This window comes from Candidatus Cybelea sp. (assembly GCA_036489315.1).
Taxonomy (GTDB): Bacteria; Vulcanimicrobiota; Vulcanimicrobiia; order Vulcanimicrobiales; family Vulcanimicrobiaceae; genus Cybelea.
The window spans coordinates 55,202-77,016 of record DASXFZ010000021.1 but is presented as its reverse complement, the minus strand read 5'-3'; the positions used below and the strand labels follow the sequence as shown (position 1 = coordinate 77,016).

Below are 21,815 nucleotides of genomic sequence, written 5' to 3'. Positions count from 1 at the left end.
CGAGAAGGTTTTAGGTCGACTATGAAGGTTCGCAGGCTCAATCACGCGGTGCTGCGCGTTCGCGACGTCGACCGCAGCCTCGAGTTCTACACCCCGGTGCTTGGTTTTGAGACCGTCGCGCGCATCGGACACGCAATGGCATTCCTGCGTGCGCCGGGCTCGGAGAATCACCACGATCTCGGGCTTGCGCGCGTCGGCCCAAATGCGCCGCCGCCCAACGAACGCGGAGTTGGGCTCTACCACCTCGCTTGGGAGGTCGACGAGGTCGAATCGCTGCGCGAAGCCCGCGACGCACTGCAGCAGCGCGGAGCGATTAGCGGCGCGAGCGACCACGGTGTGACGAAATCGATCTATGCATACGATCCCGACGGCAACGAGTTCGAATTGATGTGGATGGTCCCGCGCGAGCATTGGGGCGAGTACGAAAATGCCGCGCCAACGCGACCGCTCGACCTCGAGGCCGAGATCGAACGGTGGAGTAGGGCGACTTCGCATTAGAGGCAAGCTCCCAACGGGCGCGAAGTACCGCTCATTGTGGGATCGTTATGCAAGCGGTTCGCTTGGGCCATTTCCGCGCTAGTTTGCGCGATCGCGACGCCGGCACTTGCCGGCACGACGCCGGGAGGCCTCGCACCCTCGCAGGTTGCAAAACTGCACACCCAGCCGCTGCCGGTTGTCGTTCCCGGTTACGTGCCGGCCGGCTTCCGGCTCGCCCGCGTGGACGTGACGAACCTCAAATCGAAGCCGACCGCCGCGAACAGCTACGTCCTACGCTATCGGTCGAGCGACGGGCGAGAGTTCACGATCGATGTTGGCGACAGCGATTTCGGCGACGTAGCACCCGATACGTCGTCCTTTCGCCGGCCCTTCACGGCAAGCTCCAAAGCCATCGGCCCGACGACGTTTAGCCCCTCGAAGATTCTCGTACACGAGCAGGATGCGTGGATCTACGCCTCCGATTATCGGTCGTTGGGACAGCTGGGCAATTCCCGGGCAATGCTGATCTTTAGCACTTCAAATGTATCGCCGGACGAGATTCGCCGGATCTACTCTTCACTTCAGCCGCTCTCGCACTAACTCGTGAGCGCGCGCAGCAGCTGCGCGATCATGGCGGCGCTGCTCGTCGTCTCCGCCGTCTACGCCGTCAAGGACGTCATCGGCGGCACGATCTACCTCATCGACGAACCGTACGACGCGTACATGCGGCTTTTCGCGATGAGCCGGCTCATTCTCATCGCCCTTGCCGCTCTCATCGCGTGCAAGCCCGTCCTTAGCCGTTCGGATCGCCTGCTCTTCGGCGGGATCGTTGGGCTTTCGCTCGACGTCTATTGGCAGTACGTTCCGACCGGCAGCTTCCTGTTCTGGTTTTCGGCGGCGCTGGGCAACGGCGCGATCGGGTACGGGATCGCTCAGCTCGTCCGTTACGCGGCCGAGGATCACCCCAGCCCAACATTCAAGCGTCGGGCATCGATTTGGGCCGTCGCGATCGGGGTAACGATTGCCGTCGCCGGATTCTCCATCATTGCCCTCGGCTATGTAAGTATCGGAAGCTGGCGCGTTGACGACGCAGCGTTCGCCGCGGTCGCACCGTGGCTCGATCGGCTTCGCTGGTTGGCGATGCTCGCCGGGTGCGCGGCGATCGAGGCGTTTGCGGTCGCGTCGCTGCGGCGCACGCAGCCCGAGCGGCACGCGCATGCGCTGCTGGTGGTTGCGAGCTTCGCGCCGCTCGCGCTGGCGACCTCAGTTCACGCGCTCGTGCGAATCGCCGGAGCGCACGATCTTGCCGCCGCGCGTGACGTCGACGCACTTGGGAACGTCGTCACGGCTGCCGGGCTGGCGTATGGGGCTTTGTCGCGGCGACTCGTCGATGTCGAATTTTACGTTAGCGCCGCGCTCGCAGCGACGATCGCCGGAGCGGCGCTTACGCTGCTCGGCTTTCTGGGCGAGCATTTCTTCGTTCCGTGGGTCGCCGAATCGGTAGAACGTCTTCCCGTGTTCGCGCGCTACGGACCGGCAATGCAGATCGGCGCGCAGTTGGTAACGGCCTTCGCGGCCTACCTCGTCCTCACCAAAGTCTACGACGAAGCAGCCCCACGGGTGCGCAATGCAATCTTCCACCATCGTGAGGAACACTTGGCCGCCCTGCGTGAGTTCGCCGAGACGGTTACCACGCTGAGCGTGGGCGAAGTCGCGCCCGCGCTGATCGAGATCGTGGAGCGTCACGTGTGGGCGACCTTCGCCGGGCTCTACCGGCGCAGTGGCCGAGACTTTTCGCTTCTCGAAGGCGCCGGGGAACCGGCGCCGGCGCTGCGCCTCGCGCACGACAACCCGCGCGTTCCGGCGACTCTGAAACCTCACGTTAACGAGGACGGCAGCGCGGCGTTTGCGATGCCGCAGAATGAGCGAATCGCCGGCTTCCTGCTGGCAGGACCAAAGCGAGACACAACCGCCTACGCTCCCGACGAACTGCGCGCGCTCGCGCTCGCCGTTCGAGAAACGGGAATCGCCCTGTCGCGGATTACCAGGAAATCACCCTAACGCCGTTGCCTGCCGCATGCCCGAAGTAGCTCGGTAGAGGAAGGCAGCCGCGCAACGAGAAGTACCCCAGCAACCGGGGCGCCGGATTCGAGCGAACTTCTAAAAGCCCGCTCAGTCTTCGAATTCCGACACCTTGGCCGCGCCTTTTCTCAGAATACAACCTTCTTTGGGCGGCCGAAATGCGAGAGATTGCTCATGCAGTTAAATCACCTCGTCGTCCGGCTATTGGGTCCTTTGGCCATCGCGGCGATCTTGACCGCGTGCTCGGGCTTGGGACGTTCCGGGTCGATCGTACCTTCCACCACGCCGGCCGAATCGCCGGCGAACCGGGTACGGAGCGCGCACACTACTGAGTTCGTGTACGTCACCAATTCCGATGCCGGCACCGTTTCCGGCTACGCCGTTAACGCGAATACCGGCGCGTTAAAGAAGGTAAAGGGGTCGCCGTTTAGGACCGGCATCGATCCGCATGGAGTAGCGGCCGATCTGGACGGCCGGTATGTTTACGTGACCAACGCCCACTCCAGCAATGTGTCCGCCTACGTCATCAACGCGGGCAGCGGTGCGTTGACGCCGGTGAAGGGGTCACCGTTTGCGGCGGGCAGCGGGCCCGTAGCCGTGACGGTCGATCCGTCGGGCAGGTTCCTCTACGTCGCCAATGCAGTATCGAGCAATATTTCCGCCTACACGATCGATGCGGGCACCGGTGCTTTGAAGCCGGTCAAGCGGTCTCCGCTAGAGACAGGGCCGTTGCCGTACGCCGTCACCACCGATTCTGTGGGCGACTTCGCCTACGTTGCCAATGCTCTTTCCGACACGCTTTCCGCTTACACTATCGACGCGTATACCGGCGCCTTGGCGGCGGTGAAGGGCTCACCGTTCAAGGCGGGCCACTTCCCCCGTGGGGTGGGGGTCGATCTCGGATACGTCTACACGGCCAACCGTGCTTCCGCTAATGTCTCCGGCTACAAAGTCAACGAACGCAGCGGGGCCTTGCGGCCGGTGAAGGGATCGCCGTTTGCCGCCGGCACCTATCCGAGCGCGATTGCAATCGATCCGAGCAACGGGTGGGTCCTCGTGACCAGCACCGGCTCCGACACCGTCTCCGTTTACGCCGACAATGCGGTCACCGGCACGCTGACGCCGGTGAAGGGGTCGCCGTTTCGGACGGGCATCGAGCCGGAAGGAATAGCAATCGATTTCACCGGCCTCTTCGTGTATGTGACCAATAACGGAACGTCGACGATTTCCGCCTACAAACTCAACCCGATCAGCGGCACCTTGACCCGAGTAACCGGATCGCCTTTTAAAACGGGCCGCTCGCCGCAACAGGCGGCAGTCGTCCTCGAATAATAGATGGATACTCCGAGCGGACGTGCCGGTCGTGTGTCGTCGCGTAAAGATCGGCGTTTGCCGTCTTCACAAGCGCCTCCGGATTGGAGATCTTCCGGTACGAAGGCTCATTGGCTTCGAGTGTTACAAGCGACCTAGCCTTCTAAATAAAAGGTTATCAAAATCGAGGGGCTCTCACGCCTGGGTTTCCAGACGATGCCGTCGAGCCTTTGCCGTCGGGATTCGAACGGAATCGGCGAGCGACAGCAGCGCTAATATCTTCACGTTCCACCAAGTGGGATCGAACTCGAACCAGCGTAAACCGTGACGTGCGGAGTACGGAAATGCGTGGTGGTTGTTATGCCACCCCTCGCCCCAGGAGATCAGCGCGACCCACCAGCAGTTCGTCGACCGGTCGGCGGTGAGATACGTTCGATATCCGAGCGAGTGTGCGGCGCTATTGACCAGCCACGTTGCGTGATAGCTGACGACCAGCCGAACGAAGATGCCCCATATGACCCAGGTCCAGCCGCCGAACGCGAACAGCAATCCGGCAAGAGCGATCTGCAGCGGCAAGTGGAGATATTGCAGCAAGCGGTAGAATTTCTGCGCGTGAAGATCGGGTGCGTATCGCAGAACCTCGCCCTGCTCGGGAACCGCTTCGTTGACTTCGGTCAGCCAGCGAACGTGAGCCCAGCGGAACCCCACGTTGCGCCCGTGGGGATCGCCCGCGGCATCGGAATGCGCGTGATGCTTGCGGTGCGTCGCGACCCAGGTGATGGGATCCCCCTGCAGCGCCAGCGCGCCAAGGATCGCAAACGCGTACTCGAGCGGTTTGCGCATGCGTAGTCCGCGATGCGTCAGGGTGCGGTGGTAGCAGAGCGCGATGCCGAGGCCGCCCGTGAGGTACAGCACAACCGCGGCGACGATCGGCCCGCTCCAATTAAACGTGCCCGGCAAGAACGCCGCCAATGCGCCGATGTGGATGCTCCACAGCCCAGCGCGATTCGTCCACGCGCGAAGACGGGCGCTCACCGGATTAACGGTAGCTGGGGCGCGCTGCGAAGCAGTTCCGGCAATAGACGGGCCGGTCGCCGCGCGGTTGGAACGGAACCTCCGCTACGCCGCCGCACTGGCCGCAGGTCGCCTTGAACATTTCGCGCTGACCGTAGCCGCTCGTTCTCGAACCGCCGCCGGTAGCCGCCTTACGCGCCGCCCGGCAATCGCCGCACCGGCTGGGTTTGTTCGTGAATCCTTTGCTTGCAAAGAACTCTTGTTCGTTAGCGGTGAACTGGAATGAGCGTGAGCAGTCGACGCACGCAAGGGTTTCGTCAGTATACATTTTGGGTCTCCTTGGTTTTGGTTATTTAAGTTACTTTACCGGCGCCGGCGGCGCTGGAACGTCCGGCGGCGCAGCTGGGGCGCAACGGTGGGCGCCCGAGCACCCGCCGGCTCCATGAAGTCGTGCTCGCTGCGCTCGAGAGGCGTGCCGATCGCGCGTTCGATTCGCGCAAACGAGGCTGCCTCGTCGCGCGAAACGAACGTAATCGCGTCGCCCGCTTTTTGAGCCCGCCCCGTGCGTCCGATGCGATGAACGTAATCGGTAGGCTCGGCGGGGACGTCGTAGTTTATGACGTGTCCGAGATCCTCAACGTCGATCCCTCGCGCGGCGATGTCGGTGGCGACTAAGACACGATGCCGCCCTTTTCTGAAGGCCTCGAGGGCACGCGAGCGCTGCGCCTGCGAGCGATCGCCGTGAATCCGCTCCACATCGACGCGGTGCCGCATCAGCGCGCCGGCGACTCGCTCGGCTCGCGATTTGGTTCGTGTAAAGACGATTGCATTGAAGACGCGCCCATCTTTGAGCAGGTCCACGAGAAGATCGGTTTTCTTGTGCGGCTCCACTTCGTAGACCCACTGGGTTACCGTATGCACAGGCTTCGTCGATGGCGCAAGGTCGATGCGCACGGGGTCGCGGAGAAAGTCGCGTGCCAGCGCAAGCACCGCGCTATCGAGAGTCGCCGAGAAACACAGCGTCTGTCGGCCGGCTGGGAGTTTGGCGACGATGCGCTTCACGGCCGGCAAGAACCCCATATCGAGCATCCGGTCTGCTTCGTCGAGCACGAGGACTTCGACGTCGCCGAGACGAGCTTCGCCGCGCTGCATCAAATCGATCAGCCGCCCGGGCGTTGCGACGACGACATCGGCGCCCCGGCGCACGGCCTTTATTTGCGGCCCCATCGCCACGCCGCCGTAAATAGGCGTGATGCGTAAGCTTGTGTGCTTTGCCAACTGCCCTAGGTGCAGTGCAACTTGCTGGGCCAACTCGCGAGTCGGAGTCAAAATCAGGGCCGAGCCGCGGCCGGTTCGCCGCTCGAGCAGCTTTTGCAGAAGCGGAATCCCGAAAGCGGCGGATTTGCCGCTGCCGGTCGGCGCGCTCGCGAAGACGTCGCTGCCGGCGAGAGCAACGGGAATAGCCGCGCTCTGAATCGGCGTGGCCTCTACGTACGCAAGATCTTCGATGCCGCGAAGTATCGCTGCATCAAGGGGAAGTTCTGAAAAGGTGGAGATGTGGAAACCTATCTTTCGGTGGGCGCAACTTACGACCACTCGAAAGATCGCGCTTGGGGACTGCAAGGAGTCTCTCACAGATTCCCTACCTACGCAAGGCTCTACACCTCCGAGGCAAAAATGGTTGCAGCTCCGGCCCTCCGCCGGTGCGCGGCGCTGCAGCCCTCGCTCGACGGGCCTACCGCAGCAAAACGAAGCGGCCTCCATCGGTGAAGAGGATGACGAGCAGCATCGAGACCAGCGTTAGGTCGTAGGACCAGCCGAGGCCGCCCTTGCCCCAGAAGCCCGTCTTCCAGACGAAGATCTTCTTTTGAATCGCGCCCAACATGATGAGGATCAGCCCGATCGCGGCAAGTTGCTGCAGCACCCCGAAAATCAGGGCGGCCGCGCCGGCAAGTTCGGCGACCGCTATGACCATTGCCAGGGGCTTAGGCAGGCCGATGCTGCGCGCGCGGGCGTCGGGATCCTTTAAATCATTGTAGCCGCTGTCGGCGTAGGTTGCCGCGACCATCAATCTCAAAAAGAGCAGGCCGTAGTCGGTCAGGTGGGCGAGATGAAACATTCAACCTCCTCGAGCGGAGGCGATTCGAGGCGGGGGCCTGCCGGTCCGCGTTGCCGCCCTCTGCGCTAGGCAGAGAGCAGCAGGTCGGCGTTCTCGTCGACGAAGGTGGCGAGCTCCTGCAGCGGTTCTAAGTTCTTCGCGCCCGGTGAGCGCTCGGAATAGACGAGAAAGTGCTCGAGGCTGCCGATGGCGTCGCGCCAGCGCGGGTTGACGGGATCGCCCGCCGCGTGATGAAAGGCTGCCGCAACGTCATGCGTCGCGCGGGCAGCCGCGTAGGCCGCCGTCGGCGTCGCGGGCTTCATGCTGAGCAGCACGCTCGCGATATCGTCACAGATGTGGTCGCAAATGGTCTCGTATTGCACGGTTTGCACGGTCTTGAACTCCTATGGTTGCCGGCGCGCGAGAAGCAGTACGCCGGGGGTTACGAAAAGCGCGGCGACGCCGGTCAGCAGAAATGCGTCTGCATAAGAAAGCGCGGCTGCTTGAGCTTGGACGGTTGCCGCGAGCTGTGCGAGGCTGCCATGCTGCACGAACTGCGCAACGGGCAGCCGCGACAGCGCGGTCTGCGCGGCCAGAATCGTCTGATGAAACTGCATGCGGCGCTCGAGGAAGGCGACGACCGAGGCCGACGAGATCGAACCGCCGAGCTGAAAGAAGAGCACGATGAACGACGCAGCCTTGGCAGCGGCTTGCGGCGGCACCGCGCGCATCGTCGCCACCAACAGCGGCGTATAAACGAAGGCCGCACCGCTTCCGATGAAGATCAGCGGCACGGCGAAGGTCATGAAGCTGCTATCGGTACTGAGCGTTTGTGCCAGCCAAACCGAGCCGAGTCCGCAGACCGCCAGTCCACCGCCGATCGCCCAGCGCAGATCGAAGCGCGGGAGGCCGGCGAGGCGTGCTACCGGTATCGTCAAGAGGAGGACCGGCAGCGCGCGCGCGCCGATGAGCAGCCCGGCGTCGGTGCTGGTGAAGCCGAGGTTGTCGACGGTGAACTGGGGCAGCAGCAGCAGGCTCGGGAAGATGATCGCCGCATAGGCGGCTGCGATCGTCAGTGCTGCCGCAACCGCCGGTTTGGCGATGACGCGCAGGTCGACGATCGGCTGCGCAACGCGCAGTTCCCACCAGATGAAGGCCGCGGTTGCACCGGCGGCGAGCCACGTGCAAACGACGATCATCGAGTCGGAGAACCAATCGTCGTGCTGTCCTTGATCGAGGACGTACTGCAGGCAGCTGACCGCTACGACGAGCAGTCCGATGCCGGCGACGTCGACCGGCGCGCGCTCGCGCTTCCCGTCGTCGCGCATGTAGCGCCATAAGAGAAAGAACGCAAGGGCACCCGGAACCACGTTTACGTCGAAGATCCACGGCCACGAGAAGTTATCGACGAGAATGCCGCCGAGCGTTGGCCCAACCGAGGGACCGACGATCGTTCCGAGCGCGAAGATCGACTGGCTCGTCCCCAGCTGTTCGATCGGGAACGTTTCGCGCAGCACGACCTGCGCGGTCGCGAGCAGGCCGCCGCCGAACGCGCCTTGCAGCACCCGGAATAGAATTAACCCGACGAGCGAGGTTGCCATCCCGCAAAGCACCGATGCGAGCGTGAAGCCGGCGATCGACGCGAGAAAATAATTTTTACGGCCGAAGCGCAACTGCAGCCACGGCGTCATCGGAATCACGATGACGTTAGCGATGACGTAACCGGTGAGCACCCAGGTGCCCTCGTCGACCGTCGCGCCGAGGTTGCCTTGAATCGTGGGCAACGCGACGTTGACGATCGTGAGATCGACCGTCTGGAGCAGCGCCGCGAGCATCACCCCGATGACGACCAGGTAGCGGCGCACACCGTACTCCACCAGCGACGCGCCCCCACCTTGTGGGCTCTCGGAGCGCTTGCTTGGAGTCGGCGCGACGGGTCGCGCGGGAAGAAGAACCCGCGTTGCGGGGATAGTTTCAGCAACCGGCATTTAGGATTTTGGGTCTCTACGAGAGTGGCTTGCGCTCAGCGTACTGCGTGTGAGATACTATGACTAGAACCCGCCTTATCCTAGTACTAGCCGGTACACCCTGAAAGGGCTCGCGATGAATTCGACTCTTGAGCGCCGCTCCGAGCTGAGCGACTTTCTGCGGACGCGGCGCGCAAAAATTCTCCCCTCCGACGTCGGACTCGCCGACGGCGCGCGTCGTCGCACGCCGGGTTTGAGGCGCGAGGAGGTCGCGCTGCTCGCCAACATCGGGGCGACCTGGTACACGCGGCTCGAACAGGGCCTGCCGATCAACGTCTCTGCGGAGGTGCTCGACGGCATTTCGCACGCGCTGCGCCTGACCTCAGACGAGCGCCGCCATCTCTTCCTTCTCGCAGGCCTTGCGTTTACGCGCGCGCCGCTAGACGAAGAGCACGTAAGTGAACTCGTTCACCGCGTACTCGACGGACTGGATCCTTTGCCGGCGTACGTGCGCGGACGGCGCTGGGACGTACTCGCGTTCAACAGGAGCTTCGATGCGCTCACCGATTTCTCCAGCGCCGCAGGGCCGGCACGCAACCTGGTGTGGCGCATCTTCCTCGATCCCGAATCGCGCTGCCGCTACGGCGATCCGGAATGCACCATGCGGCGAACCGTCGCGCAGTTTCGCGCCGTCGCCGCGAAGTATCCGACCGACCCCCGTTTCGCCGAACTGATCGCGGATTTACAAACGAACTCTGCGGAGTTTCGCCGGCTCTGGGCCGAGCACGATGTTCTCGGTTCGACCGATGGGCTCAAGCGCTTCAATCACCCCGAGGTGGGTGAGCTCATTCTCGATCATACGACGCTCGAGCTCCCCGGTGACGGCGATATTCGGATGATCGTTTTAACGGCTGCGGCGGGATCCGACACCGAGCAAAAACTGAAGCTGCTCAGCGGCGATTTGGCACTACGCTAAATACTACGATGGAGGCGTATCAGCGTTCTAAGCGGCAAAGCGCTTATCGAACCGCGTTTGCGCTTCCTTGACCTCGTTCATGTGGTCGTGCGCCCATTGGGTGAGCGAGCCGAGCGGCCCGCAGAGGGTGCGCCCGAGCTCGGTTAACTCATATTCGACGCGGGGCGGAACCTCCGGGTAGATGGTCCGCTTCACCAGCCCGTCGCGCTCGAGGTCGCGCAGGGTCTGGGTGAGCATCTTCTGTGAAATTCCGCCGATCGAGCGGCGCAGTTCGTTGAAGCGGCGGTGCTCGGATTGCTCGAGGATGCCCATGATGAGAGTCGTCCATTTGTCCGCGATCCGGTCGAGTATCAGCCGCGAAGGACAAGCCGCTTGGTTGTAGACGGTGGCATCGGTCGGAAGCGGCGGCAGTTTAATAGTTTCCATTGGGTTCCTAGGCTACTTTAGAGTGCGTACTTGTATTAGGGATGCTAGTATGCAAAAGTTACTTGCATAACGGTAGCACACTTCGACGCTATCGGCAACTATAAGGAGCCAACCAGACCAACATGACGACCCAACTGCAAGAAAAAAGCGTCTACGCCCTCGATGCCGCCCACACGACCGTCGAGTTCGTGGTTCGCCACCTGATGATCACGAAGGTTCGCGGCCGCTTCACCGCCTTCGACGGGCACGTCGAGTTGGCGGCGGGCAACGATCTTCCCATTTCAGTCACGGCGACGATCGACGCCGGCTCGATCGACACGCGCGAGGAGCAGCGCGATGGGCACCTGCGCTCCGCCGACTTTTTCGACGTGGAGAAGTACCCCAAGCTGAGCTTCGAGAGCACGCGCATCGACGGCACGCCCGACGAGTTTATGATCGACGGTAAGCTCACGATTCACGGTGTCACCCGCGACGTTACGCTCGCCGCTACGTTCGAGGGGCGTATGAACGATCCGTGGGGCGGAACGCGCATCGGCTATAGCGCGAACACGACAATCAATCGCAAGGACTACGGCTTGACCTGGAACGCCGCGCTCGAGACCGGCGGCGTGGTCGTCGGTGACGAGGTTCGCATCGAGCTCAACGTCGAGGCGGTCCTCCAGCAGTAGCCAAAAATCCGCGCGTGCTCGGGACAACCCTTCGACACGCTCAGGGGGACCGCGAGGGCGCGCGCGTTTAGGGTGACGCTACGCTGAGGGCGATACGCTATCGAGTTCTTCGCAGTCTGCGGCGCTGAGTTTGAGCAGCGCCGCCGCGGCGTTTTCCTCCAAATGCGCGACTGACGAGGTACCGGGAATCGGCAGCATCACCGGTGACTTCGCGAGCAGCCACGCGATCGCAACCTGAGCGGGCAGAACGTCGAGCCGCCCGGCGATGCGTTCGAGCGGACCGCCGGGTTCGGCGAGATCGCCCGTTGCCAGCGGAAACCATGGGATGAATCCGATCTCTTCGCTAGTGCAGTACTCGAGTTCGTCTTCCGATTCACGGTCTACGAGATTGTAGCGATTCTGCACGGAGACGATCGTCGCCATCTCACGCGCGGCCTTGAGGTGTTTGACGTCGACGTTGGAGAGTCCGATGTGGCGAATCTTTCCCTTGAGTTGCAGTTCGACGAGCGCGCCGACCTGCTCCGCGAACGGCACCTTCGGATCGGGACGATGCAGTTGCAAGAGATCGATCGTATCGAGGCGCAAGCGTTTGAGGCTGCCGTCGACCGCCTCGCGCAGGTGCTGCGGCCGTCCGTCGGGCACCCACTCCCCCGGGCCCGGCCGCAATAGACCGGCTTTGGTTGCGATCACGAGATCGCGCGGATACGGATAGAGCGCCTCAGCGATCAACCGCTCCGAAACTTCGGGCCCGTACGAATCGGCGGTGTCGATCAGCGTAATCCCCAAGTCGAGCGCTGCCTTCAGAACCGCGATCGCCTCGCCGTGGTCGGGCGGCTCACCCCAGATGCCGTGGCCGGTGACGCGCATCGCGCCGAAACCCAGCCGCACGACGGGCAAGTCGCCGCCGAGTAAAAAGCTTCCACTGGCCGCAGCCGGACGTTCGTGCTGCATGGTTTTTGACGTACTCATGTGCCTGTGATGCCGGCGCGCTTGCCTTTGGTTTCAGAGGGGTGCCAAAGTGCTGTGCCGCAGAAGCTTGCATGCGGCAACCGCTCTCGCGCGGACTCTTGGGCCTCGTAACGCTCGTCGTCGTCATCATCTATTACCTGCCGATCGGGCACGTCGACTTCGCAGAGACATGGGGCGAGGCAACGTACGGGATTTACATTCCGCCGCGCAGCTCGGCGATCGCCAGCGTTCTCCGCGGCTCGCCGGGCGATCGTGCCGGCATCCGCGTCGGCGATGCACTGGTCGACCACGGCGACTACGCAGTCTCGTCGCGTATCCGTTCGCCGTATCCAGGCGAGCGAGAGAGGTTTACGCTGCGCCGGGGACCGCTCGTCTACAACGTGACGTTAACGGCGATTCCGGATCGGCGCTTCGGATTCTGGCAGCGGGTTGCCGGTGTGCTCGCCTATCTTCCGCCCACCGTCTTTTTGGTCGTCGCGTTTCTGCTCGTTTTCTTGCGACCGTCGGTGATGTCGTGGTCGCTCTACGTTTTTGCCGTCGGCTACTTCGGCACGTCGCCGCCCTACATGTATTGGTCGCACATCCTCAACGCCGGCGCATATCGCGCGCTGACGTTCGTCCTCACCGTCGTCTTTGGGGCGTGGAGCGTCCTGCCGCTGCTGCCGTTTCTCCTCCGCTTCCCAAATGGCGACGTGCTTGGCTGGCGCCGGCGGATCGATCCGTTCGTCTGGGGATTTCTGGGCCTTTCATTTCTCGCGTACGCCGCCGAATGGATCGTTTACGAAACGACGGAAACCGTGCCGAGCTGGGACATCGTTTTGGGCACGATCGTCCCGCTGCTTACCTTCATCGTCGCGGGACTGATTCTCGCGAAGAATCTCGCGACCGCGACCCCGAGCAATCGCCAACGCTTGGGATTCGTTGCGATCGGCACGTTCGCGTCTTTCCTTGCCTACGCCATCTATTACGTTCCGGGCGTCCCCTTTGCCGTGGGGCAGGTCGTCGGCTTCGGCGTCGTGCTGATGCCGATCTGCATCGCGTATGCAGTCTTTCGGTTGCGGGTGCTCGACGTCAACTTCGTCCTCAACCGCGCCCTCGTCTACGGTCTGCTGTCGCTGGCCGTCATTGCGTTCGTTTCAATCTTGGACTGGTTCTTCTCGCGCGTCATCGCGATCGGCCGGCTGGCCATCGGCGCCGAGCTGCTGGTGACGATCGCGATCGGCTTCTTGCTCGATCGGATCAACCACGCGGTCGAAGGCTTCGTCGAGTCGGTCTTCTTTCGTCACCGTCGGGTCGCCGAGAGGATTCTGCGCCGCGCCGCCTTGGCGTTGCCGTACGCGACCGAAGAGAGCGCGATCATCGACGGGCTCGTGCAGGTTCCGGTCGACGCGCTCGAGCTGGCCGCCGCGGCGCTCTACCGGCGTTCGGCCAACGGCGCGCGTTTCGAAGGCGTGGCCACATCGGCGCAGACGACGATCGCGCCGCCCGGTTTCGACGCCAACGACCTGCTCGTACGCATGCTGCTCGCCGACGAGAGCATCGTCTGGCTTGACGAGCTGCGGACGCACCTCGATCCACAGAACGCGGGCATCTACACGCTGGCCGTGCCCGTTACGGTGCGCCACGAACTTGTCAGTTTTACGCTGTACGGCGCGCATGCGAACGGAGCGCAGCTCGACCCCGATGAAGTCGTGCTGCTCGAAGAGCTCGCACGCGAAGCCGCCCGTGCGTACGACCACGTCGAGGCCGAACGCGTGAGAGAGCGCTACGCGCGGCTTACTCCGGCTCGTCCTTGACGCGGATCAGCGGCTCGAAGCGGCGGTCGGGAACGAACCAGATGATCGCGACGACGACGAAGATGATATCGGAGGCCAGCGGCGCGAAAAACGCGAGCGTCAGCGCGAGTACGTAGAGCACGATCGAGCCATAGCCCTTGACGTCCGTCTTGACGGCTTGGGCGAATGGTCCGTCACGGCCGTTGACGGTCAGCAGCGCCTGCTGAAGCAGGCTATAGGCGATGGCGCACATCAACAAGACGACCGCGTAGACGGCGGTTGGCCCCTTCGCGGTCGGATTGCGCCCCATCCAGGCCGTAGTGAACGGTACGAGCGAGAGCCAGAACAGGAGATACAGGTTCGTCCACATTGCCCGTCCATCGATACCACGGGTCGCGCGCAGCATGTGGTGGTGATTGTTCCAGTAGATTCCCACGAACGTAAAGCTCAGCGCATACGCGGCAAACGTCGGCCAGTCGTCGAGCACCGCCGAGAGACTGGTCGAGCTCGGCGGCCGAAGCTCGAGCACCATGATCGTGATGATGACGGCGATGACGCCGTCGCTGAAAGCTTCGAGGCGATCGCTTTCGGTGTAAAAGCGCTTCACGTCGTCAGAACGACGCGGAACCTGGCCTTTCCGCTCATCGTGCGCGCGTACGCCTCGGCAGCCCGCGCCAGCGGATAGGTTTCGATCGTCGGCCGAATGCCGGTCATCTGGGAGAACTCCAGCGTGTCCTCCGAGTCCGCCGGAGTGCCGGAGGCCCACCCGGCGACGCGCTTTCGTCCGGAGATCAGCTGGTTGGGCGAAACGTCGATCGAATCGGGCGACGCACCGACGATCAGCAGCACGCCATTGGGACCCAGCCCGTCGACGAGCCCGGCCATCGCCTTGCCGCTCGGCGCGGTCGTGAGAATTACTTGGGCGCCGCCGAGCTTTTGCAGCTCCTCGACAGCGTTGCTCGCGACGCTATCGATATATATCGAAGCGCCGAGCTTCGTCGCAAGCGTCGAGTTCTCGGAGCCGCGTCCGATGGCCGCAACTTTGTAACCAAGCTTTTGCGCGAACTGAATACCGAGGTGCCCGAGTCCGCCGATTCCTTGTATCGCCACGAGACTAGGCGGCAGCGCTCCGCTGCGGCGCAGCGCGTTGAAGGTCGTAATGCCGGCGCACATCAGCGGCGCCGCCTGCGCCGGATCGAGCGATTCGGGCATGTGCGCGAGGGCCTCGACCGGCGCGACCATATACTCCTGATAACCGCCGTCGTAGCTGACGCCGCAGATCTGCATGTTTTCGCAGTTCATGAAGTCGCCGCGCCGGCAGGGCGGGCAGGTCCCGTCGTGGCCGCCGTGCCAGCCGACGCCGACGCGCTCGCCTTTCTTCCAAGAAGTTACGCCGGCACCCAGCTCGTCGATCGTGCCCGCAATCTCGTGACCGGGAACGCGGGGATACGCAAGCGGCAAGATGCCTTCTTTGACGACCGCGTCGCTATGGCAGATACCGCACGCGAGCACGCGGATTCTCACCTGTCCGCAAGCGGGCTGCGGTATCTCCCGTTCGACGATTTCGAAATCGCCGCCGGGCCGAGAAACTTGGACCGCTTTCATTATCCAGCCCTCCGAGTCGCTAGCGCACTAGCTGACGCAGGCAATTATTGCCTGAATTACGGCTTTGGTTTCGTTGGGGTCGCGCACTTCGATCGTGTCGGCGCCGGCCTCCACGGCCGGGTAGTCGTTTCCGCCGGGGAAGACGGCGTCGCCGATAAAGAGCATCTCGGAGATCGGGATTTCCAGCACGTGGCGCAGCTTGCGAATTCCGTAGGCTTTGTCGATGCCCGGCCGCGTCACGTCGATCGAGGTCGTGCCGCCGAGCCGAACCGAGAACTCGGGGATCGTCGTATCGAGAATCGCCTTGATCGCTTTGCGCTTGGCGAAATCCGGATCCCATTTTTCCTTCGCATCGAGCGGCGCTTGCTGCCCGAGCGCCGAGTAGGTTATCTGAGTTCCGCGATCCTCGATGCGTTCGCCCCAGGTCTGCTGCGGCTGAAAGCCGGTCTGGGCGACGGCGCTCTCGAGGGCATTGTCGATCTTTTTCTTTTGTTCGTCCGTGAGGTCGTCGGAGTAGAGCTTGGTCCACTGCCCGTCATACCGAAAGAACTTCGTTCCCGAGGTCGGCTGGAGCGACAGGTTCGCGAAATCGCTGCCGGCCGGGATACGGTCAATGACCTGTTTTTGGAACTGCGGAAAGTCGCCGCCGGAGATAATCGCAACCTTAATCACGGCGAGCAGACGTTCGAGCAGCGAGGCCATTTCGTCGTCCAGGGCCGCCTTGCTCAGCGCGAGGGTACCATCCAAATCGAAGACGATAAGACGTTTCATACGCCGCGCCAGTTCGAGGAACCAAACGCGGAGTCTTACGTGGCGGTGCCTGGCGAGGTCCCAAGCAAACCGCCCGAGACGTCGGACGCCTGCTAGGCATTTGCGGCCGCTGCGCAAAGCATCCCGGATGATGCGTCCTCAATTTTATCGTTTCGCCCTACCCGCGTGCGCAGCCGCGGCGCTCGCCGCCGGCTGCGCGAACCAGCAGTCCGGCGGTACACCAAGCGTCGGCTCAGCGAATGCAGCGACGGCGCGCAGCGCGCTCGGATCGTGGATGAAGCCGTCCGCCAAAGGCCAGCCGCTCGTGTACGTCTCCTCGGTACTGACTAACGACGTCTACGTCTATTCCTATTCCACGCAGCAGCTGGTCGGCACGCTGACCGGATTCTCGACCCCCTACGGCCTCTGTTCCGATAAGAAAGGCCACGTCTGGGTCGTCAACGACGGCGCTTCTCAGATCGTCGAGTACGCACACGGCGGCACGACCCCGCTCGCAACGCTGAACGACAGCGCAGAGTATCCGGAAGGGTGCGCCGTCGACCCGAAGACCGGCAACCTCGCGGTGACGAACTTCTATAGCCAGAGCGGCGGCGGCAGCGTCGCGATCTACGCCGGCGCCAAAGGCACGGCGACGCTCTACACGGATCCGTCGATCGCGCAGTATCGTTTCTGCGGGTACGACGACAAAGGCAACCTCTTTGTCGACGGCGCCACGGGGAGCTCGGCGTTCGCGTTCGCCGAACTGCCCAAGGGAAGCGGCACCTTCACCGACATCACGCTTAATCGGAGCGTGGAGTGGCCGGGCGGCGTTCAGTGGGACGGCAAGTACGTCGCGGTGGGAGATACCGATGCGGGCGTAATCTATCGTGCCCAGCCGAGCGGCAAGGTGAAGGCGACCACCGATCTGGGCGGCTCCAACTACGTCAACCAGTTCTGGATCACCGGACCGGCTCGCAAGAAGCATCACAAGGACACGGTGCTCGCTGCAAGCCAAGACGCCGGCGTGCTCGGCTACTACAACTACCCGGCGGGCGGCGGAGCAACGCTCACGATCGACGTAAGCGAGCCGTTCGGCGTAACAGTCAGCAAGTGATCGCGCTCGTGGACGGCGGCTAAGGCTTCGGCAGCGCGATCCATCCGTTGTTCGCGCGTATCTGCCAGCCTTGCGCGTTACCGGTGCGGCTGCGATAGGTCCCGTCGCCGCCGGCGCAGCCGCCCCCGGCCCCGATTGCCTGGGCACAGAAGCTCACGAGGATATACTTGCCGTCGTACTTCATTTGCTGCGAGGTGCAGCCCGTCGCCCATTTCGGGTAGCTCGACATCCCCCAATCCGAGGCCAATACGACGTCCCACCCGACGATGCCGGCATGCGCCGTTTGCGCCTTGTAAAGGATGCAGTCGTTCAATCCGAAGATCATCGGATCGCGATTCGTCTGGGCGACACGCAGGACGCGGCTGCCAAACCGGGCTTGGTCCCCCTCCGACAACTGATAGGCGACGTGCGGCGCGCAGGCCGCAACGACCAGCAAGAGAACCGCTGCCGGCGCCTTCACAAGGTTGCGACTTCGGCGGAACAGCCCTAACCCTTCCCCGGTAGTTGCTGCGAAGGCCAAGGTAGAAGCCTCTCTTATGGGGCGAACGGCTTGACGTGACCGCAATCATCGTCGTCTTCCTCGCGATCATCGTGCTGGTCACGATCGCAAACCGCATCAACGTCGCCTATCCGATCGTGCTGGTGCTGGGCGGAATGGCGATCGGCTTTATCCCCGGCGTACCGATCCTTCCGCTGCCGCCGGACCTCGTGCTCGTCGTTTTCCTACCGCCGCTTCTCTACTGGGAGAGTGTGACGGCCCCGACCAGCGAGTTCCGCGCTGGGGCGCTGTGGATCTTCCAGATGGCCTTCGGCCTGGTCATCCTCACGACCATCGTCGTCGCCGTCGTCGCCCATTCGATCGTCCCCGGAATGCCGTGGGGAGTGGCATTCGTCCTGGGCGCGATCGTCGCTTCGACCGACGAGGTCGCCTTCGCGGCGATCGCCGACCAACTCAACGTCCCACGGCATATCATCGGAACGATCGAAGGCGAAAGCCTCGTCAACGACGCGACCTCACTCATCCTTTACGGAGTCGGCATTGCCGCCGTCGTCGGCGCGTCGTTCTCGTTTTGGCACGCCGCCGGCGCGCTTGCAGAAGAGATCGTCTTGTCGGTGCTGATCGGTCTGGCGGCGGCAGGGCTCGCGTACTTTGCCTGGCGCGCACTCAAAGACGAGACGCTGCAGGCGACGATCTCCATCGTCGTGCCGTTCATCTCGTACTTGCCCGCGTATTATCTCGGCGAGTCGGGCGTGCTCGCGACCGTCACCACGGGTCTGGCGGTCAGCCGCTTCTCGCCGACCGTGCTGCAGCCCCGGGCGCGCGAGATGCTTACCGGCTTCTGGGTAACGGTCGTCTTTCTGCTCAACGCCTTCATCTTCACCGAGGTCGGCATTCAGTTCCGTTCGATCATCGCCGGACTCGGTCACTACTCGCCCGTTCAACTGATCTTTTGGGGCACCGCCGTCGCGCTCGTCTGCATCGTGGTTCGGCTCGCGTGGACGTTCGCGCAAGGGCTCCTGCCGGCAACCAACGAGCCCGAACACGTCGAAGGCAAAGCCGACTGGTCGCACGTCAGTTTGCTTGCATGGACGGGCATGCGCGGCGGCGTCTCGCTCGCCGCAGCGTTGGCCATTCCGCTCGAGACGGCGGCCGGTCCATTTCCGTTTCGCGATCTGCTGATCTTCATCACGTTCGTCGTTTTGCTGGCGACGCTGATCGGGCAGGGCGGCACGCTGCCGTGGATCATACGCTGGTTGAAGATCAAAGACGACGGCGCAGCGCTGCGCGAGGAACGTCTAGCAATCGTCGTCACGGCGCGCGCGGGCCTGCACTGCATCGACCGGCTCGCCCAAGAGGGGACCTATCCACCCGACATCCTCGGGATTCATCGGTTTCGGCTGGAGGCGCGTTTGGGGGAGTTTACCTCGCCCATGGCCGGCAAAGAAGCCTCGAAAAACACCGCGCTGTTTCGCCAGTCCTACAACTTGATTATTGAAGCCGAACGAACCAGATTGATCGAGCTGCGCCGCCTTGGAAAGATCGACAATACCGTGCTGCGGCAAGTGCAGCGCCTGCTCGATTTAGAGACCCTCGAAGTCGAGATGCTCGGCTCGACCGGGCACTCCGAAATCGACGAGTGAGTTAAGGACGAGCCGTGCTTACTGCTGCGCCGCGGGCGGCCCCGCCGTGAGGGTAAGGTCGTATCGTTGGGTTTGGTCGGCGTAGACCGAGTAACCGGCGAGCGTCTTGGTGACGTACCCCGTCTTTTCCAGCGTGAACGTGTAGTCGTCGGGCTGGAGCGAAAAGGCGATGTAATGGCCGTGCGCGTCGGTCGTGACGGTGACCGCATCCGACGGCGAAGTGATCTTCACCTTAACGTCCGAAATCGGCGCGCCGGTCTGCGAGTCGGTAACGATTCCCGCAATGCCGCCGCTCGTTCCGGCGAGGGCCCACGTAGACTGGCTCGCGAACGCAACGAGCAAAGCCGCTGCAGCAAAGGAAACCCTAAGAAAAACTGTCCGTATCAAAATATCTCAATCCTGTTCCGCAAAGCGATTAGCAAGTCACATTGGGCATTACACGCCGCGACTGCGCCGGGTTGCGAACGCGCAGAGAACGCGGCTCGATCGTTCTGAGTACGGAGCAACCGTGCAGAGACCGCGCTGGCGCGTCGTTACGAAGAGGTCAGCTCGCCCCGCAAAGCGATCTCGGCGATCAGCGCCGCGCGGTTGTTGACTTGGTATGCACGAAACACGGCCTTGAGATGGTTGCGGATCGTATGCGGACTCAAGCCGAGGAACTGCGCGATCTCTTCGGTCGACATCTTACGGCAGAGCAAGTCGAGGACTTTACGCTGCATCGGCGGCAGCTTCACGACCGGCACCTCAGGCTTTCGCTGCTCGGCAATGCTGCGTGCAAGCCACGAGCGGGGGTATGGCTCGAGCTTATCCTCGGCGAGGTGTCCCCAGCGTTCTTTCTTGGTCGCTTCCAGCAGGCGCAGCGCCGTTCGGCCGGCGCGCCAGTCGTAGCCGATGCGATCGAAGACGACCCACGCTTTGCGCAGTGCCTCTTCAGCCCCCGGTTCCCCGCTCTTCAGCCTGACCACACCTTCACAGTTGTTGGCAAAGGCCTCGCAGCGTTGATCAAACGCGAAGAGGTGCACGGCCGAGCGAATACGGTCGAGGCTCTTGTAGCGCGCCAAGTAGAAGTGCGCCTTCTCCGTGTTGTACTCGGCCATGGCTTCGGCGAGCAGGAGCAGGCCGACGCGCTCGTCGCCGGCCATCTCGTTCCAATCGATGCGATCGGCGATTGCCTCGGCCTTAGCGACTTCGTTGGCCGCCCAGTTGTGTTCGCCGACGATCCGTGCGAAGTACGAGCGATCCACCAGGACCATTGCCTCGAAGGCCAGGCTCGCTTCGGTGCGCTCGGCGGCGCGGAGATAACGGAAACACCCAAGCAGATCGCCGCGCAGAGCGCAGGACCAGCCGACCGCTTTGAGTGCGTGGAAGTGCTGGTCGGCGAAATCCGGAGGCCACTCAATATTCTGATCGACTTCGGCTCGCGCCAAGTCGACGGCCTCGGGAAATACAAGCTCGCGACCCAGCAGCGCGAGATTCTGAACGGCGTGAAACCACTCTTCGAGGTGTTCTTCGCGATGCTTGCCGATGAGCTTGATCGCGCGCATCAAGCTCTCGATCTCTTCGCGGTAGCGTTCTTCGTGGCTGCAGATAAACGATTCAAGCAGCTCGTGGCGGATCCGCGCGGCAAGCCCTTTGTCGACCGCCATCTCCGCGGCCCAGCGGCGTGCTTCGTCGAGCCGCTTTTCGAGCATGTAGCGGCGCGCGAGCTGATAGGCGAGGGCCGCTCGATCTGCCGGCGCGCTGACGAGGCGCTTGGCCATGTCGAAGTGATGATCGGCGCGTTCGAAGTCGCGCATTCGAGCGTATCCGGTCGCCAGCTGCAGCGCCCACTCCGCGCGCTCGCGCCGCGCGTTTGCGCGCGGCGGCCGGCGGATGAGAAATGCGACCGCGCGGTTCTCGTCGCGCTTGAGCAGGACTCGCGCGGCGAGAAGCTGCGCATCGTAGGGAGGGGTCGCGCCGGCGTCGATCGCCGCGTCGTACACGTCGCCCGCGGCAAGGAACTGAGCCCGATTGAAGAGGGCGCGCATCTCCGCAAACCAGCGCTCCGAGGCTAGCTGCTTTCTGGCCATGGCCAAATAGATTAGTCCGACGACCGCCCCGGCCCCGCCACCGGACGAATCTATCGCTGCCGGCTTTTAGCCGCCTCCGCCTTGGCCGGGCATCGAGCCTCCGCCATCGGTCGGCATCGACCCGCCTCCGTCATCGGGGCTCGATGTCTGAACGTATCCGGCTGATTGGAGATAGCCGCTGCCGCCGTCGTAGCCGCCGAAAAGGCCCATGAGTGCGAATGTCAGGGCGTGGAAGAACACAACCACCGCAAAAATATCCTTTCCGCCGCGTGCCGGCGAATACGGCATAGCAGCTAGCCTACTTAGCTAGCTAATTGAAATTATCGGACGCTAGGTGGGTTCGGCACAGGGTCGACGAAACAATTAGGGCTT

General features: G+C 63.0%; 23 protein-coding genes. 9 read left to right on the top strand and 14 right to left on the bottom strand.

The features are described from left to right. Positions 1-21: 21 nt before the first annotated feature. From VGG51_05250 to VGG51_05235, 4 genes are all read left to right on the top strand, one after another. A complete protein-coding gene (locus tag VGG51_05250) occupies positions 22-498 on the top strand; it encodes a VOC family protein (protein HEY1882429.1) in 477 nt (158 codons plus the stop codon). Positions 499-534: 36 nt separating this feature from the next. Then, entirely contained in the window at positions 535-1,077 is a 543-nt protein-coding gene (locus VGG51_05245; GenBank protein ID HEY1882428.1) for a hypothetical protein, read from the top strand. A gap of 3 nt (positions 1,078-1,080) precedes the next feature. Further along, positions 1,081-2,538 (top strand): hypothetical protein, encoded by a 1,458-nt coding sequence (locus tag VGG51_05240; protein ID HEY1882427.1) that lies wholly within the window; start codon positions 1,081-1,083, stop codon positions 2,536-2,538. A 195-nt stretch (positions 2,539-2,733) separates the two neighbouring features. Further along, on the top strand, positions 2,734-3,891 hold the full coding sequence (locus VGG51_05235; GenBank protein HEY1882426.1) for a beta-propeller fold lactonase family protein: 1,158 nt from the start codon (positions 2,734-2,736) through the stop codon (positions 3,889-3,891). A 174-nt stretch (positions 3,892-4,065) separates the two neighbouring features. On the opposite strand, the gene VGG51_05230 is transcribed toward VGG51_05235, so the two are convergent. The 5 genes from VGG51_05230 to VGG51_05210 form a co-directional block, all read right to left on the bottom strand. Then, on the bottom strand, positions 4,066-4,905 hold the full coding sequence (locus VGG51_05230) for a fatty acid desaturase (protein ID HEY1882425.1): 840 nt from the start codon (positions 4,903-4,905) through the stop codon (positions 4,066-4,068). A 342-nt stretch (positions 4,906-5,247) separates the two neighbouring features. Further along, on the bottom strand, positions 5,248-6,519 hold the full coding sequence (locus VGG51_05225) for a DEAD/DEAH box helicase (protein HEY1882424.1): 1,272 nt from the start codon (positions 6,517-6,519) through the stop codon (positions 5,248-5,250). Between the two features lie 100 nt (positions 6,520-6,619). Further along, positions 6,620-7,003: a DoxX family protein gene (locus tag VGG51_05220; protein ID HEY1882423.1), complete on the bottom strand. Its 384-nt coding sequence runs from the start codon at positions 7,001-7,003 to the stop codon at positions 6,620-6,622. A 65-nt stretch (positions 7,004-7,068) separates the two neighbouring features. After that, positions 7,069-7,374 (bottom strand): hypothetical protein, encoded by a 306-nt coding sequence (locus VGG51_05215; protein ID HEY1882422.1) that lies wholly within the window; start codon positions 7,372-7,374, stop codon positions 7,069-7,071. 12 nt (positions 7,375-7,386) lie between these two features. After that, complete coding sequence (locus VGG51_05210) at positions 7,387-8,859, bottom strand: DHA2 family efflux MFS transporter permease subunit (GenBank protein ID HEY1882421.1); 1,473 nt, start codon at positions 8,857-8,859, stop codon at positions 7,387-7,389. A gap of 226 nt (positions 8,860-9,085) precedes the next feature. Here VGG51_05210 and VGG51_05205 point away from each other — a divergent pair, with 226 nt between their 5' ends. Continuing rightward, complete coding sequence (locus VGG51_05205; protein HEY1882420.1) at positions 9,086-9,925, top strand: helix-turn-helix transcriptional regulator; 840 nt, start codon at positions 9,086-9,088, stop codon at positions 9,923-9,925. Positions 9,926-9,952: 27 nt separating this feature from the next. On the opposite strand, the gene VGG51_05200 is transcribed toward VGG51_05205, so the two are convergent. Continuing rightward, positions 9,953-10,351, bottom strand: a complete 399-nt coding sequence (locus tag VGG51_05200) for a helix-turn-helix domain-containing protein (GenBank protein HEY1882419.1) — start codon at positions 10,349-10,351, stop codon at positions 9,953-9,955. A 122-nt stretch (positions 10,352-10,473) separates the two neighbouring features. On the opposite strand from VGG51_05200, the gene VGG51_05195 reads away from it, so the two are divergent. After that, entirely contained in the window at positions 10,474-11,019 is a 546-nt protein-coding gene (locus tag VGG51_05195; protein ID HEY1882418.1) for a YceI family protein, read from the top strand. Positions 11,020-11,097: 78 nt separating this feature from the next. On the opposite strand, the gene VGG51_05190 is transcribed toward VGG51_05195, so the two are convergent. Next, positions 11,098-11,988: an aldo/keto reductase gene (locus tag VGG51_05190; protein HEY1882417.1), complete on the bottom strand. Its 891-nt coding sequence runs from the start codon at positions 11,986-11,988 to the stop codon at positions 11,098-11,100. A 71-nt stretch (positions 11,989-12,059) separates the two neighbouring features. On the opposite strand from VGG51_05190, the gene VGG51_05185 reads away from it, so the two are divergent. Next, positions 12,060-13,784, top strand: coding sequence for a hypothetical protein (locus tag VGG51_05185; protein HEY1882416.1), 1,725 nt, complete (start codon positions 12,060-12,062; stop codon positions 13,782-13,784). Here VGG51_05185 and VGG51_05180 read toward each other — a convergent pair. From VGG51_05180 to VGG51_05170, 3 genes are read right to left on the bottom strand one after another with little or no spacing between them, the layout of a single operon-like run. After that, on the bottom strand, positions 13,765-14,370 hold the full coding sequence (locus VGG51_05180; protein ID HEY1882415.1) for a TMEM175 family protein: 606 nt from the start codon (positions 14,368-14,370) through the stop codon (positions 13,765-13,767). The two genes, VGG51_05185 and VGG51_05180, sit on opposite strands and share 20 nt — an antisense overlap. Beyond that, positions 14,367-15,368: an alcohol dehydrogenase gene (locus VGG51_05175; protein ID HEY1882414.1), complete on the bottom strand. Its 1,002-nt coding sequence runs from the start codon at positions 15,366-15,368 to the stop codon at positions 14,367-14,369. The genes VGG51_05180 and VGG51_05175 overlap by 4 nt, the downstream gene beginning before the upstream one ends. Positions 15,369-15,395: 27 nt before the next feature. Then, on the bottom strand, positions 15,396-16,139 hold the full coding sequence (locus VGG51_05170) for an HAD-IIB family hydrolase (protein HEY1882413.1): 744 nt from the start codon (positions 16,137-16,139) through the stop codon (positions 15,396-15,398). Positions 16,140-16,266: 127 nt separating this feature from the next. Between VGG51_05170 and VGG51_05165 the strand changes: the two genes are divergently transcribed. Next, complete coding sequence (locus VGG51_05165) at positions 16,267-17,232, top strand: hypothetical protein (GenBank protein ID HEY1882412.1); 966 nt, start codon at positions 16,267-16,269, stop codon at positions 17,230-17,232. A gap of 19 nt (positions 17,233-17,251) precedes the next feature. Here the strand turns inward: VGG51_05165 and VGG51_05160 are convergent, their stop codons facing one another. Further along, complete coding sequence (locus VGG51_05160) at positions 17,252-17,692, bottom strand: hypothetical protein (GenBank protein HEY1882411.1); 441 nt, start codon at positions 17,690-17,692, stop codon at positions 17,252-17,254. 95 nt (positions 17,693-17,787) lie between these two features. On the opposite strand from VGG51_05160, the gene VGG51_05155 reads away from it, so the two are divergent. Next, positions 17,788-19,374 carry a Na+/H+ antiporter gene (locus tag VGG51_05155; protein HEY1882410.1) on the top strand — a complete coding sequence of 529 codons (1,587 nt, stop codon included), beginning with the start codon at positions 17,788-17,790 and terminating at the stop codon, positions 19,372-19,374. Positions 19,375-19,392: 18 nt separating this feature from the next. On the opposite strand, the gene VGG51_05150 is transcribed toward VGG51_05155, so the two are convergent. The 3 genes from VGG51_05150 to VGG51_05140 all read right to left on the bottom strand — a co-directional run bounded on the left by VGG51_05150 (position 19,393) and on the right by VGG51_05140 (position 21,731). Beyond that, the gene (locus tag VGG51_05150; protein HEY1882409.1) at positions 19,393-19,716 is read right to left on the bottom strand and encodes a carboxypeptidase-like regulatory domain-containing protein; all 324 of its coding nucleotides are present in this window, start codon (positions 19,714-19,716) and stop codon (positions 19,393-19,395) included. Positions 19,717-19,907: 191 nt separating this feature from the next. Continuing rightward, a complete protein-coding gene (locus tag VGG51_05145; protein ID HEY1882408.1) occupies positions 19,908-21,443 on the bottom strand; it encodes a LuxR C-terminal-related transcriptional regulator in 1,536 nt (511 codons plus the stop codon). A gap of 66 nt (positions 21,444-21,509) precedes the next feature. After that, positions 21,510-21,731 (bottom strand): hypothetical protein, encoded by a 222-nt coding sequence (locus VGG51_05140; GenBank protein HEY1882407.1) that lies wholly within the window; start codon positions 21,729-21,731, stop codon positions 21,510-21,512. Between the last annotated feature and the right edge of the window lie 84 nt (positions 21,732-21,815).

What these genes read in the sequence shown, in the direction of transcription:
- VGG51_05250 (HEY1882429.1), top strand. Translation starts at nt 22, where the DNA reads ATGAAGGTTCGCAGGCTCAATCACGCGGTGCTGCGCGTTCGCGACGTC.
- VGG51_05235 (HEY1882426.1), top strand. Translation starts at nt 2,734, where the DNA reads ATGCAGTTAAATCACCTCGTCGTCCGGCTATTGGGTCCTTTGGCCATC.
- VGG51_05220 (HEY1882423.1), bottom strand. Translation starts at nt 7,003, where the DNA reads ATGTTTCATCTCGCCCACCTGACCGACTACGGCCTGCTCTTTTTGAGA.
- VGG51_05205 (HEY1882420.1), top strand. Translation starts at nt 9,086, where the DNA reads ATGAATTCGACTCTTGAGCGCCGCTCCGAGCTGAGCGACTTTCTGCGG.
- VGG51_05200 (HEY1882419.1), bottom strand. Translation starts at nt 10,351, where the DNA reads ATGGAAACTATTAAACTGCCGCCGCTTCCGACCGATGCCACCGTCTAC.
- VGG51_05195 (HEY1882418.1), top strand. Translation starts at nt 10,474, where the DNA reads ATGACGACCCAACTGCAAGAAAAAAGCGTCTACGCCCTCGATGCCGCC.
- VGG51_05190 (HEY1882417.1), bottom strand. Translation starts at nt 11,988, where the DNA reads ATGAGTACGTCAAAAACCATGCAGCACGAACGTCCGGCTGCGGCCAGT.
- VGG51_05185 (HEY1882416.1), top strand. Translation starts at nt 12,060, where the DNA reads ATGCGGCAACCGCTCTCGCGCGGACTCTTGGGCCTCGTAACGCTCGTC.
- VGG51_05175 (HEY1882414.1), bottom strand. Translation starts at nt 15,368, where the DNA reads ATGAAAGCGGTCCAAGTTTCTCGGCCCGGCGGCGATTTCGAAATCGTC.
- VGG51_05170 (HEY1882413.1), bottom strand. Translation starts at nt 16,139, where the DNA reads ATGAAACGTCTTATCGTCTTCGATTTGGATGGTACCCTCGCGCTGAGC.
- VGG51_05165 (HEY1882412.1), top strand. Translation starts at nt 16,267, where the DNA reads ATGATGCGTCCTCAATTTTATCGTTTCGCCCTACCCGCGTGCGCAGCC.
- VGG51_05145 (HEY1882408.1), bottom strand. Translation starts at nt 21,443, where the DNA reads ATGGCCAGAAAGCAGCTAGCCTCGGAGCGCTGGTTTGCGGAGATGCGC.
- VGG51_05140 (HEY1882407.1), bottom strand. Translation starts at nt 21,731, where the DNA reads ATGCCGTATTCGCCGGCACGCGGCGGAAAGGATATTTTTGCGGTGGTT.